Genomic DNA, 13560 nt, shown 5'->3' with positions numbered 1-13560 from the left:
AGTTCTTTGGCAGTTATTGAGAATTCACGAGCGATTCGAACCGCACGGATTCCGCTACCTGCATCTCAAACCGGGCCGTGAACCTTCACGGTCGCACCGTGCAGCACACGCTAAGGAGGCAGATCTCAACTGTCAAGGTTGCCCGCAGGGGAAATTCAACACCGGCCCACCAACCGGATCTCATGCCAAAGACCCCGTTCACGGCCGCAGAACGGGGTTTGTCAAACCAATTCTTATAAAGACAGCGAGTTAAACACCGGTCGCGTTCCTGGCCGCGGCGGTGGTTTACTCAATGTTTGTTCCAGCAATCCGGACGGCGCCCGGTGTCCATTCCCTCGGTTTCTTCAGCCTTCCGCGTTATGGAATCCGTACTCGGGGTGACGTCACGCCGATTCCCGCCACAACAGGCGCGGCATGACGGTGCGGTGCAACGACTCGGTGTTGGTGAAATTACTCGCCGCAAGGGCGTCAGCGATGTCGAGAGCACTGGCGACAAGTGCCTCGCGGTCGAGCGAGATGGTGCTGACCGTCGGCCGCACCGCCTCGCCGAGCGTCAGGCCGTCGACGCCGAGGATCCTCACCTGGCCAGGGATCTCGACGCCCAGGGCCTGGGCGGCCTGAACGGCACCGATGGCCATCATGTCGTTGAAGACGAGGACGCCGTCGACATCCGGGTACTCGGCCATGAGCGCGCGGAAGGCATGGCCGCCACCGGCCATCGACTCCTCCCCCACGACAATCGCGGGCTCCGGAACCTCGAGAGCGAACTCCTCGAAAAACCGCCGGCGCGGCGATGGCGAGTAGGTTGGTGACGCACGCAGGGAATAGGACGAGTCGATCATTCCCATCCGGCGGACGCCCTTGGCTTCGAGCGCGGCCATCGCCTGACGGATGCCGGCCCGCAAGTCGATCTCGACGGAGTGAAAACCAGGACGCGAGCAGCGATCATCGAGCAGAACGACCGGAATACCCTGCACGGCCTCGGTCAGCTCCTCGGCGGACAGCGAGAAATGCCCGACGAAGAGATCGACGTGTCTGGCCAGCATCTCGACGGCGGCGGTTTCGCTGCCGGATTCCCCCGAGGCCATCATCACCTGCCAGCCGCGCTTGGCGGCGGCGGCGAGAAAGGCGCCCGCCATCTCGGTGAAGTACGGATTGCTGAAGGAACCGACCAGCAGGCCGACCGCACGAAGCCGCTGCCGGCCGACCAGGTTGCGCGCGAACCGGTTGGGCCGGTACCCCAGTTGGGCACTGACCTCGAGCACGCGTCGCTTGGTGGCCTCGCTGATGTCGCCCATGTCGTTGTGGGCGCGTGTGACGGTCTGCCGGGACACGCCCGCAGCCGTGGCGACATCGTTGATCGTGACACGCTTTGCCATGTTCACCCCCTGGTTGCCGGTTCCGTGACTGCCAAACACAAGGCCCTCGTGGCCACCGCCACGGTGGGGTGCGGCCTCCCGGTATGGGCGGGCGCAAACGACGCGCCCCGGGCTCGACGGGTCTCGTTCCGTAACTGCGGCGACGTCTGCGACACGGGGCTCACTTCGGGCGTGCCGCGAACAGCCCCACTCAGCCAGACCGGACTCATGAGACCCCCTCCCGGACATCCTCGTCTTCGCCATTGTGTTCCTGCTGATCAAACGTTCCGTGAACGTTCACGGCAGGCTGTCGGTTGATGACCGTAGGCCCCACGTGGGAGCCTGTCAAGACCTGCGGTGTCCCGCCGGCCTGGTCACCTGCTGCGGCACCCGACCCTGCCCCGGTCGACGAGTCCCTCGCTGTGGTCTGGTGCTCGGCTATTCATCGCCGCTGATCTCCGTCAGCCCGCGCCCCGGACGCTGCGGATGCCCTCAGCGTCGCCCTATCCAGGAGAGGGCGGCTTCCCGGAAGGAGATGGATGCTCTCTGCGGGTCATCGAGGTATCCGCCCACTCACTCCGTCGCGCAGGGCGACCAGGACGTCGGCGGTGTGCTCCGGCGCCGGGTGGTCACTGAGGCGAAGGAACTCGGCGATGGCTTCCCGGAACCAGCTGCGGTGCTCCAGCACCACCTGGTGGACAGGGCTCTGTTTGTCCGGATACTCCGCTGCCGCGTTGATGAAGGGGCAGCCGCGGAACCCAGGGCCGCATACCTCCTCGCCGATACCCCCGAGGGCGGACGCGCGCCGTAACATCGAGAAGCTGAAGGCGGCCGCTGTCGAGGTCTTCGGGGAGAAGGGACTGCACGCCCCGCTGGAGGAGATCGCCAGGCGGGCGGGGGTGAGCGCGGGCACGCTGTACAACCGGTTCGGCTCCCGCGAGGCGCTGATCGACGCGGTCATGCCGGACATCGCGAAGGATGCCCTGGACGATGTCCTGGAACGGGCCTTGGCCAGCGAGGACCCGTGGGAGGGCTTCGTCGGCTACATCGAGGACGTCTCGCGGCTCCAGGCGTCCGACCCCGCACTGAACGACGTGGTCTCCCGCCGGTACGACGCCGAACGGCTGGCGGTGGTGTGCCAGGTGACCGAGGACCGGGAGCGGCAGCTCATCGAACGGGCCCAGAAGGCGGGTGTACTGCGTCCCGACTTCACCCGCGAGGACATGCTCCTGTTCATCTTCTGGTCCACGGCCATGCTCGTCCGTCACACCAAGGACACCGCCCCGGACGCCTGGCGGCGCGGCATCGCGTTCCTCCTGGACGGCCTGCGCGCCGAGGCCGCACATCCACTCCCGGTCGGGGCGCTGACACCTGATCAGGTGAATGAGGCCATGTTGCAGTTCGGCGGAGCCGGTCCCATGTGACGGCCCGGTCGCTCCGGCCGCCCGCAAGAAGGTGCTGGACACGCCTGTAGCGCAGTCGTCATCGAAGGCGACGACTGCGCTCGGCGGTATCGTGTCGTCTGTTACGTCGAGAGGGTCTCCCGCCTCCAGGCGTCCGACCCCCGTGCTCAACGACGTGATCACCCGCCGCCGCGCACCCGCTGCCGGTACGCGCATTGACCCCGAATCAGGTGAACGCGATGATGCGCCGGTTCGGCGAGTCGGGGGCGTGCGGCTAGGACACGCGTGAAAGAGGATCCGTCCAGCCACGGCTCCGGGCCAGTCGGCCAGACACCCCGAACGCGGACGGCTCCTTCCGGGTCATCGTGCCCGCCCCGCCCCGCAACGACGTCATCGCCCCCTCCTGCGACCCGACCGCCACCAAGCGCAGCGCCGAGAACATCGGCCTGGAGCCGGTGTGGCCCGAGCAGCAGGGCGCGGCCTCCGCCGCGCTCAGCGGAGCCGCGACCCTGCACCGCCTCCGCCAACCGAGTGGCGGGGGCGGCCCTTTGGCCTACGGCCTGGCCACGGCGAGGGGGATTGTCCGATGGGCTGTTCGCGGTTGTGTGGGCGTTGGTGCGCCCGACCAGTCAGCGCACGCCCCACCTGGCGGGAGCGGAGCCGGTCCCGGGTGACCTGCGCGACCCGGCGAGCCTGGGCCCAGCTGATCGACGGGGTCGACGTGGTCTACCACTGCGGAGCCGTCGTGAGCGTCTGGGCGCCCGCCGGGGAGTTCGACGCCGTCAACGCCGGCGGCACCCGGGCGGCGCTGGAGGCGGCGGCCCGCACCGGTGCCCGCCTGCTCCATGTCAGCAGCACCGATGTGTACGGGTTCCCGGACCGGGGCGGTCTCGACGAGTCGGCGCCGCGCCGACACGAGCGTGTACGGCCCCCGCTGCCCCTACTTCGTCGAGGGCTGCGTCCAGCTGATGGACGAGGGCGCCCTGCCGTTCATCGACGGCGGGCGGGCGACGGGCGGGTTCATCCACGTGACCGACCTGGTGAACCTCATCCTCGCGGCCGCCGCCGCCGGGGAGAGCGGCGCGGTGTTCAAGGGCACGGGCGGCCGGAAGGAGACGTGGCGCGACTACTTCGACGGGCTGGCGCGCGTCACCGGTGCGCGGCCCGCCGCGAGTGACCTGGAGAGCCGGGCCGCCTACCAGCTGACCACCGAGTGCGAAGCCCGGGCCGTGGCGGCAGGGCCCGACGCCGACGATCCGCCGCTGACCCGGCACGCGTGGGCGATGTACGCCACGGACCAGGACTTCTCCAAACGCCAAGGCGCAGCGGATACTCGACTGGCAGGCGGGGACCACCCTCGACCAGGGGTTGGGGAACGTGGGCCGGTGGTGGGCGGAACGGAAGGCCGCGAGCCAGCCGAGGCCCTCACGCGTGGCCATCGCCCATGCGGTGGCCCCGGGCGGTCCGCGGGCCAATCCATTGTCAGCAGGAACGCAGGAACCTGTCGAGCACCCGGACACCGAACTTCAGCGCGTCCACCGGGACCCGTTCGTCGATGCCGTGGAACAGTGCCGAGAAGTCGAGGTCCGCGGGCAGCCGCAGCGGCGAGAAGCCGAAGCTGCGGATGCCGAGTTGGTCGAACCTCTTGGCGTCGGTGCCGCCGAACACCATGTGGGGCAGCACATGGGCGTCCTGGTCCTCGGCGCGGATCGCCGCCTTCATCGCGTCCACGGTCGCGCCGTCGAATGTGGTGACCAGCGCGGCCTGTTCGTGCCACTCCATCTCGACGTCCGGGCCCAGCAGCGCCTCCAGCTCGGCGGTGAAAGCCTCCTGACGGCCCGGAAGGATGCGGCAGTCGACCCTGGCCTCGGCGACCGAGGGGATGACGTTGGCCTTGTACCCGGCGTTGAAGACGGTCGGGTTCGCGGTGTCGCGCAGGGTCGCCCGGATGATCCGGGAGATGCTGCCGAGCCGTCCCACCGCTCGGTCGAGGTCGTCCTCGGGGAACTGCCAGCTCGTCATGTCCGTGATGCCGTCGAGGAACTCGCGGACGGTGTCAGTGATCACGGTCGGGAAGGTGTGGCCGCCGATGCGGGCGATCGCCTCCGACAGGAGCGTCACCGCATTGTCAGGGTGGATCATCGCACCGTGCCCGGGTTTGCCGCGGGCACGCAGGGTGAGAGCGCTTGCCCTTCTCCGCGGTGCCGATCAGATACGCGCGCTTGTCGCCCACCGGGATCGAGAAACCGCCCACCTCGCTGATCGCTTCCGTGACACCCTCGAAGAGGTCGGGACGGTGATCGACCAGCCACTGCGCGCCGTACGTGCCGCCCGCCTCCTCATCGGCGAGGAACGCGAACACGAAGTCCCGCGGCGGGACGATGCCGCTGCGCTTGTAGTGGCACGCCAGGGCCAGGGACATGGCGACCATGTCCTTCATGTCGACGGCGCCGCGCCCCCAGACATAGCCGTGCTCCACCGCGCCCGACAGAGGGTGCACGCTCCACTCCGCCGGATCGGCGGGTACGGCGTCCAGGTGCCCGTGGATCAGGAGGGCACGCCGCCGGGGGTCGGCGCCGGCGAGCCGCACGATCACGTTGTGCCGGTTCCTGGCACCCGACTCGACGTACTCGATGTCGTAGCCCGCGTCGCTCAGCTTCTCCGCGACGAGCTCCGCGGCCGCCCGCTCCCCCACGGTGTTTGAGTCGCCGGTGTTGGTGGTGTCGATGCGCAGGAGTGCGCTCGTCAGCGCGACGGCCTCGTCGCCGACCGCGTCCATCGCCACGTCACCCGTTGCGCCCGGCAGCGACGCTGTGACCATGGCCCGTCCTCCTGAGCACGTCATGGAAGCTACTGCGATGGCGTGCGAAGAAATCAGGGCCTTGCGGACTGTTCTGCGGCATGCGATCCACCTCTTGACAGGCAGGGGGCCGGCTGGATTACTTGGCCACGCCGCATGCTAACCGAATGTTCGGTCGGGTCACAAGGTGGTGCAAACAGTGACACAATCCGCTGAGGCGATGTCTGACCCCGTCGCGTCGATGCTCTCCGGGGACCAGGCGTCCAGGCAGCTCGGCATCGAGCTTCTGGAGCACGGCGAAGGGACCGCCGTACTCCGGATGACCGTGACAGCGGCGATGGTGAACGGGCACGGGATCGCCCACGGTGGCTTCCTGTTCCTCTTCGCCGACACCGCCTTCGCGTGCGCCTGCAACAGCCACGGCCCCGTGACCGTCGCCGCCGGGGCCGACATCGACTTCGTCGCCTCCGCGTACGAGGGCGATGTCCTGACGGCCACCGCCGTGGAGCGCACGCGATTCGGTCGCAGCGGCATTTACGACGTGAGTGTCCTGCGCGGTGACGAGGTGATCGCGGAGTTCCGCGGGCGCAGCCGCAGCATCAGGAGTACGAAACAGAAGGAGCCGCAGCAATGACCAGCGAGCTCGAGACCCCGGCGACCACGGTCCGCCGGGGAGAGCCCCTTCCCGACAGCCTGCTCGACGACGGAGAGCGACTGTCCCGCCAGGAGCTGGGCGACCTCCAACTGCGCCGACTGCGCGCGACGCTGCGGCACGCCTACGACAACGTCGAGTCGTATCGCAAGAAGTTCGACGAGGCAGGCGTCGGCCCCGAGGACTGCCGCGCCCTGGAGGACCTGCCCCACTTCCCCTTCACGACCAAGGCCGATCTGCGCGACACCTACCCGTTCGGCATGTTCGCCGTCCCCATGGACCAGGTCCGCCGCATCCACGCCTCCAGCGGCACCACCGGGCGCCCCACCGTGGTCGGTTACACCGAGAACGACCTGTCGATGTGGGCCGACCTGGTCGCCCGCTCGATCCGTGCCGCCGGCGGCCGCCCCGGCCACAAGGTGCACATCTCCTACGGCTACGGCCTGTTCACCGGCGGCCTGGGCGCCCACTACGGCGCCGAGCGGGCCGGCTGCACGGTGATTCCCGCCTCGGGCGGCATGACCGCCCGCCAGGTGCAGATCATCCAGGACTTCAAGCCCGAGATCATCATGATCACGCCGTCCTACATGCTCACCCTGCTGGACGAATTCGAACGGCAGGGCGTCGACCCGCGCTCCACCTCCCTGAAGGTGGGCATCTTCGGCGCCGAGCCGTGGACGGAGGAGATGCGCCGGGAGATCGAGGAGCGCATGGACATCCACGCCGTCGACATCTACGGCCTGTCCGAGGTGATCGGCCCGGGCGTGGCCCAGGAGTGCGTGGAGGCCAAGGACGGCCTGCACGTATGGGAGGACCACTTCTACCCCGAGGTCGTCGACCCGATCACCGGCGAGACCGTGCCCGAGGGCGAGGAGGGCGAGCTGGTCTTCACCTCCCTCACCAAGGAGGCGCTGCCGATCATCCGTTACCGCACCCGCGACCTGACCCGGCTGCTGCCCGGCACGGCCCGGCCCGCGTTCCGCCGGATCGAGAAGATCACCGGCCGCTGCGACGACATGATCATCCTGCGCGGGGTCAACGTCTTCCCCAGCCAGATCGAGGAGATCGTACTGCGCACCCCCGGCGTCGCCCCGCACTTCCAGATCGAGCTGTCCCGGCGCGAGCGGATGGACCACATGACGGTCCGCGTCGAGGCCCGCCCCGGCACGCCCGACGACCGCCGGGAAGCCGCCGCCCGCTCGATCGCCAAGGCCGTCAAGGACGGCGTGGGCGTGACCGTGGACGCAATGGTCGTGGACCCGGACACCCTGGAGCGCTCCCTCGGCAAGCTTCGCCGGGTCAAGGACCGCCGCGAGGCGTGACACCTACGCTGAACGGACAGTACAGTCAGTCGCCTGCCAGTCTGCTGAAATTGCGCTTCGCAGCGAGAAGCCCGCGATGACGGCGACCGCATCCCGCCCGCCCCGGCCCGATCCCGCCGAGCCCGTCGTGCGCACCGTCGCAGGTGCCGTGCGCGGGCGGCGGGAGGACGGACTCGGGGTGTTACGAGGGATCCCCTTCGCACAGCCGCCCGTTGGTGAGGCCCGGTTCGCCGCACCGCGACCGGCCGCCGCCTGGGAGGGCGTACGGGACGCGTCCTCCTTCGGCCCGCCGCCCCCGCAGGAGGCCTTCCCGGGCGCTCCCGCCGGGCACGAGGCACCGAAGGGCAACGACTGGCTGACGGTCAACGTCTGAACCCCCGGCCCCGACCCGGCCGCACGCCGCCCGGTCATGGTGTGGATCTACGGCGGCGCCTACAAGCTCGGCCACGCCGGCAGCCCCGGCTACGACGCCCAGCACCTCGCCCGCGCCGGCGAACTGGTCGTCGTCACCCTCAGCCACCGCGTCGGCATGGAGGGTTTCGCCCGCATCGAGGGGGCGCCCGCCAACCGGGGGCTGCTCGACCAGGTGGCCGCCCTGGAGTGGGTACGGGACAACATCACGGCGTTCGGCGGCGACCCTGACCAGGTCACCGTCTTCGGCGAGTCTGCGGGCGCCGGGTCCGTCGCCGCGCTGCTGGCCATGCCGAGCGCGGCGGGCCTGTTCCGGCAGGCGATCGCGCACCCCGTCCACTCGCCACCGATGAGCATATCGGTACGCATGGTCGCGCTCTCCTTACGCCTTGCGGCTGTTGGTGCGATGTGGGGCACTGGGCGGGCCACCGTAGGAGCAGCCCGGCCCCGCCGGTCGCCACGAAGCGCACCGGATCTCGCCAACGGGCGCACAGTGGAACGCCGTGCGCGGCGCGGCGGGTCAGGAGGGGAAGCCGTAGGCGTCGGCGACGAGTTCGTGCGAGCGGAGCCGTACCTCACCGCTGTGCGCGTACGTCGTGATCATCAGCTCATCGGCGCCGCTGCGTTTGTGGCGTTCGTCCAGCCCGGCGCGGACCGCGTCGGGGGCGCCGTGGATGGTCTGGGCGTTCCAGGCGTCGACGAAGTCGCGTTCAGCGGGGGTGTAGGGGTGGTTCTCCGCGTCTTCCGGGCTCGGGAACAGGCCGGGCAGCCCGCCGCGCATCTGGATCATCACCAGTCCGAAGGGCCGGGCCTGCCGGTAGGCCTCCCGTTCGTCGTCCGCCGCGAGCAACCGAGACGCTGATGCGGGCGTCCGGGATCCTGCACCCCTCCCGGGGCCTTGCCCTGCACAGGGCCGGGGACGGCGTGGACGCGCTGATACGGGTGCCCCTCGGGGAAGTCGTCGTCCAGGAAGCGGGCGAGTCCCAGGACCTGCTGGGGGAAGTCGCCCTCCGTCTGCCGCACGCCGCGGCGCAGGGCCGTGGCCGTGGCGCTGTCCGTGCCGGGCGCGCGGCCCAGGCCCGGGTCGACGCGGCCGGGCGCCATGGCCTCCAGCGTGCCGAACTGCTCGGCGATGGCGAGGGGCGCGTGGTTGGGCAGCATCACGCCGCCCGAGCCGAGGCGGACACGGTCGGTGTGCGCGGCCAGGTGGGCCAGGACCATGGCCGGGGGAGGTCGCCGCGACCCCGGGCGAGGAGTGATGTTCGGCCACCCAGAGGCGGTGGAAGCCGCGGGTGTCCGCCGTGCGGGCCAGTTCGACGCTGGTGCGCAGCGCCTCGGTCGAGGTGTGTCCGACGCCGACGTTGACCGCGTCCAGGATGGACATGGACATGGGAGCGGTTCCCGCGGACTTCCCCCGGACCTCGTCGTCATGGGTACGGGAAGTGGTCATGGCACGGTTCCTTCCGCTGGTCGGGGCGCTGGGAGAGGCGTGGCTCAGGGCGTGACGATGTCCTGCTGCCGGTATTCGGGGGTTCCGCCGTGCCAGGGCAGGACCTTGCCGAACTGGACCTGGTGCGACGACGAGTTCAGCGACAGCACCCCCAGACGCCCGCCCAGGCCGCCGGGCACATCCTCGACCTGATCTTCACCGCCCCGGTCGACCCCGCCCACTACGGCGAACTCGTGCAGCGGCGACAGAGTGCTCGATTCCCACTGGAGCGCCGCACCCAGCTCGCCCGCCGTGCCGGACGGCGGGCCGGGCCAGTACGCCGACCGGGGCAACCGCCGATTCCGTGCTCGGCGGAGCGGGTCAGACGGTGCGGAGAGCGGTCCGCAGGGTGTGGACGGCCTGAGTGATCGCGGCCTCGGCGGCGTGGGCGTCCCCGCGCGTCTTGGCCATCAGCTCAGCGCGGCGGCCATGTTGCCGCCCACCGACCGGCGACGGCCGCACGCTGACCGCAGCGCGCCTGTGCGTCTTCGCCGCCATCGAGCACACCACCAGGCGCATCCGGATCCTCGACCGCGACTCAACGTTCACGCCCCATGCCGCCCACTACCCGTACCCATCACCCAGCAAGCCCAGCTCGCCCACCTGGAAATCGACCGAGGAGACCGACTCGGCGGAGCCCTTCACGAGTACCAGCACGCGGCCTGCGCTGCGCGGATGATTTTTCGGCACCCGCAGTGCCCGCCGAACAGGGCATGAGTGCTGGATCCATACCCCGGAAGGCCGCGACCGGTTGCGACTGCGCCGGCGAAGGCACGAACGTGCGCTCCGCCCCGCACGCCGTCCCCCGCACCGGGCCGCCGGACTCGGAGAAATCGAGCCGACTGACGCCGCGGCTGCCGCCTCCGCGTCGCCGCTGTCAGGGCTTGATCGGCTTCACCTTCTTGTCGGAGCCGTTCACCCGCACGGTGATGTTCCCCTGGTTCCGTGCCCGGTCGGCCACGATCTTGTAGGACGTGACCTTCCCGTCCCGCCATGCACAGCTGACCTCGTAGCCGCCGCGGGCGCGGAGCCCGGTGAAGGAACCCTTGGCCTTCCAGTCGTCCGGCAGGGCGGGCAGCAGGTGGATGACGCCGTCGTGGCTCTGCACGAGCATCTCCGCCACGGCGGCCGTGATGCCGAAGTTGCCGTCCATCTGGAAGGGCGGGTGGTTGCAGAACAGGTTGGGCAACGTGTTGTAGGTCAGTAGTCCGCGCAGCATGATCTGGGCGCGTTGCCCGTCGCCGAGGCGGGCGAAGAGGGCCGCCCGCCAGGGCCAGGTCCATGAGCGGCGACTGTCGCCCGACACCGTCGCGGCCGTGAACGGGACGCCTTCCTTCTCGCCGCACCGTGCCTTCAGCGAGACGAGGGCGGCGGCCGCGAAGTCGGTTGTCTTCCGGGTGATTTGGCGGCCCGGGTAGACGGCGAAGAGGTGCGAGGTGTGGCGGTGGATGTCGGTGGGGCTGTCGATGTCCTCCTGCCACTCCTGCAGCTGGCCCCACTTGCCGATCTTGTTCGGCGCGAGGCGCGCCTGCATGTCCGTGACCTTGGCCCGGTAGGCGGGGTCGGCCTCAAGCGCCGCCTCGCAGTCGAGGTAGTTCTGGAACAGGTCCCAGATGATCTGCTGGTCGTACATGACGCCGTCCTCGCGCGGCCCGTGCTCGGGCGACCAGCCGTTCGGCGAGACGAGCAGTCCGTCCTCGCGCTCCTTGAGGTGGTCCTCCCAGAACTCGCAGATCTCCTTGATCATCGGGTAGGCGACGGTACGGAGGTACCGCATGTCCTGGGTGAACGTCCAGTGTTCGTACAGGTGTTGCGCGTACCAGGCGCTCGCGACGGTGTTCCACTCCCACCCGTTGCCACCGAAGACGCTCTGGCTGGTGCGGGCGGTCCAGCCGCGCGTGTCCTCGCCGAAGGCGTTGCGGGTCGCCACCCGGCTGGGGACCGCGACCTCCTTGATGAACCCGACGAGAGCCTCGTGGCACTCCGGCAGGTTCGTCGTCTCGGCTCCCCAGTAGTTCATCTGGACATTGATGTTGGTGTGGTAGTCGGAGGCCCACGCCGGAGCGTTGCTGTCGTTCCACAGACCCTGGAGGTTGGCGGGCAGGCCCTTCGGGCGCGAGGAACTGATCAGCAGGTACCGGCCGAGGTCGAACATCGTTTGTTCGAGGGTGGGGTCCTCCCCGCCCGCCGCGTAACGTGCCAGCCGGGTGTCGGTCGGCAGGGCGACGACGGCCTCGTCGGAGGTGCCCCAGTCGACGGAGACGCGGTTCATGAGGGCGCGCATCTCGGCCGTGTGCTCGTCGCGCAGCTCGTCGTAGGACTGGGCGGCAGCCTTGGCGAGTGCCTTGGCGACGACCGGTTCGGGATCGGCTCCGCGCCACCCGGCGGCGGCGTCGAGCTTGTAGTCGGTGCGGGCGTCGAGGAGCAGGGTCAAAGTGGTGGCGCCGGTGAACCGGAGAGCCGACCCGTCGGCGCGGAATTCGCCGTCGGTGTGCACGACCCGGACGGTGCACGCGTGCTTGAGGCCATTGCCCATGACACCGCGGAAGGCCATCCGCCGGACGTCGCCGTCGACGGTCGTCGGGGCACCCTGCTGTCCGGACGTCAGGGAGATCGCACCGGAGAGTCCCCGGTCGCGGTCCGACGTGTACCGGAAGACCATGACGTCCGCTGACCGGCTGGCGAAGGCCTCCCGCAAGACGCGCCGCCCCGGCGCGCCGAAGCGGGTGACGTGGACACCCTCGACGAAGTCCAGGGCCCTCTGGTAGTCGACGAAGGTGCGCTGTGTGCGCGTGTCGAACCCCTTGCCTTCCAGTGCGACTTCCGCGATCTGGAAGCCGGTGGACGACTCGCCGTGGGTGAATGTGAGCCGGTAGGCGCGGTAGGCGGTGCTGTTGGTGATCCGGAAGGTCCGGGTCTCGCCGCGGCCGGCGAAGGGCGCGCCGGGGTTCTGCGTGTCGAGGGTCACCCAGGCTCGCCCGTCCTGCGACGCCTGGAGCGCCCATCGGCGGGGGTCGTCCTGGGGACGGTCCGGGGCCGCCGTCAGCGCGTACGAGGTGACGGCGACCGCGCGGGGCAGGTCGGCCTGCCAGACGATCTCCGGTGCCGCGGCGTCGACCCGCCAGACCGTGGCGGCATCGCGGTCCACCGAACTCGAGATGTCCGTGGCCCGGGACCCGGTACCGGTACCGGGTCCCTCGGAGTGCCCGCTCGGCGACGACAGATAGACCGCACCGCCCGTGAGATCGACGCCGGACAGGCCGATCTCGCTCACCTGGAAGTGGCTGGCCCCTGCCTTCGGGACGAAGTCGAACCGGTAGTAGCGGTAGGCCCCCGTGCTCGCACAGGTGAACTCCTTTGTCTGCAAACGGCTTTCGAAGGGTGCAGCCAGGGTGCGACTGTCCACCGTGGTCCAGGTGACGCCGTCGGCGGAACCGGCGAACGTCCACTCCTGCGGGTCACGTTGCGGCACGTCGTTGGCACTGGTCAGACGGTAGGACGCGACCTCGACGGGATCGGGGAGCTCGACCTGCCACCGCACCTTGGAACCGGGCCCGTCGATGCACCACTTGGTGCTCGGGTTGCCGTCGTACGACTTGTCGACACCCTCCGACGAGGACATACGGTACGGTCCCCCCGGGGTCGTGACCTTCGCACCGGCGGCGAACGTCACTACGACGTCACCGAAGTTCCGGTACGAGCCGAAGCCGGTCATGCTGGTGTCGAAAGTGCTGTCCGGCTTGCCCGCGAGGGCGTTGTCGTAGTTGTTGACACCGCCCCACAGACTCTGCTCGTTGAACTGGACGCGCTCCTGGTCGGGGTCGGCGAAGAGCATGGCGCCGAGTCGGCCGTTGCCGATGGGCAGGGCGTGCGACTGCCAGTCCGTGGCGGGAACGGGGTACCTCAGTGCCTTGCGCGAAAGGGTCGGCCGCTGGACGGCGGCCGTCGCGACGGAGACAGCGGCGGCCTGTCCCGCGGGGGTTCCGCCGGTCAGCTGAGTGACCAGAGGCGCGAGCGCGAGCGCACCGCCGAACTTCAGGACGCCTCTTCGCTGCGGTTGGTATGCAGGGGTCACGGCAAGTTCTCCCAGCCATTGATGTTTTTACACAGAGGAAGTGCACCCTC

General features: G+C 69.6%; 7 protein-coding genes and 3 pseudogenes. 5 read left to right on the top strand and 5 right to left on the bottom strand.

Annotated elements, in window-relative coordinates; genetic code table 11:
* Positions 1-383 precede the first annotated feature (383 nt).
* A complete protein-coding gene (locus PV419_RS40720) occupies positions 384-1379 on the bottom strand; it encodes a LacI family DNA-binding transcriptional regulator (RefSeq protein WP_319697710.1) in 996 nt (331 codons plus the stop codon).
* A 632-nt stretch (positions 1380-2011) separates the two neighbouring features.
* Here PV419_RS40720 and PV419_RS40715 point away from each other — a divergent pair.
* Positions 2012-2782 (top strand): TetR/AcrR family transcriptional regulator, encoded by a 771-nt coding sequence (locus PV419_RS40715; protein ID WP_319697708.1) that lies wholly within the window; start codon positions 2012-2014, stop codon positions 2780-2782.
* 565 nt (positions 2783-3347) lie between these two features.
* A complete protein-coding gene (locus PV419_RS53545; protein WP_415925486.1) occupies positions 3348-3938 on the top strand; it encodes an SDR family oxidoreductase in 591 nt (196 codons plus the stop codon).
* Between the two features lie 305 nt (positions 3939-4243).
* Here PV419_RS53545 and PV419_RS53540 read toward each other — a convergent pair.
* Positions 4244-5582: pseudogene (locus PV419_RS53540) on the bottom strand (M20/M25/M40 family metallo-hydrolase).
* Positions 5583-5781: 199 nt separating this feature from the next.
* On the opposite strand from PV419_RS53540, the gene paaI reads away from it, so the two are divergent.
* From paaI to PV419_RS40690, 3 genes and pseudogenes are all read left to right on the top strand, one after another.
* Entirely contained in the window at positions 5782-6195 is a 414-nt protein-coding gene (paaI, locus tag PV419_RS40700; RefSeq protein ID WP_319697702.1) for a hydroxyphenylacetyl-CoA thioesterase PaaI, read from the top strand.
* Positions 6192-7535: a phenylacetate--CoA ligase PaaK gene (paaK, locus tag PV419_RS40695; protein ID WP_319697700.1), complete on the top strand. Its 1344-nt coding sequence runs from the start codon at positions 6192-6194 to the stop codon at positions 7533-7535. The genes paaI and paaK overlap by 4 nt, the downstream gene beginning before the upstream one ends.
* A 76-nt stretch (positions 7536-7611) precedes the next feature.
* Positions 7612-8284, top strand: a pseudogene (locus PV419_RS40690) (carboxylesterase family protein); the annotation flags it as partial.
* A gap of 182 nt (positions 8285-8466) precedes the next feature.
* On the opposite strand, the pseudogene PV419_RS40685 reads toward PV419_RS40690, so the two are convergent.
* The 3 genes and pseudogenes from PV419_RS40685 to PV419_RS40675 form a co-directional block, all read right to left on the bottom strand.
* Positions 8467-9396, bottom strand: a pseudogene (locus tag PV419_RS40685) (MsnO8 family LLM class oxidoreductase).
* Between the two features lie 44 nt (positions 9397-9440).
* A complete protein-coding gene (locus PV419_RS40680) occupies positions 9441-9728 on the bottom strand; it encodes a hypothetical protein (protein ID WP_319697698.1) in 288 nt (95 codons plus the stop codon).
* A 584-nt stretch (positions 9729-10312) separates the two neighbouring features.
* Positions 10313-13510 (bottom strand): glycosyl hydrolase family 95 catalytic domain-containing protein, encoded by a 3198-nt coding sequence (locus PV419_RS40675; protein ID WP_319697696.1) that lies wholly within the window; start codon positions 13508-13510, stop codon positions 10313-10315.
* Between the last annotated feature and the right edge of the window lie 50 nt (positions 13511-13560).

The organism is Streptomyces sp. ME19-01-6, from assembly GCF_033793745.1.
In the GTDB taxonomy this organism is placed as follows: Bacteria; Actinomycetota; Actinomycetes; order Streptomycetales; family Streptomycetaceae; genus Streptomyces.
This window is presented reverse-complemented; position numbering and strand designations above follow the sequence as displayed.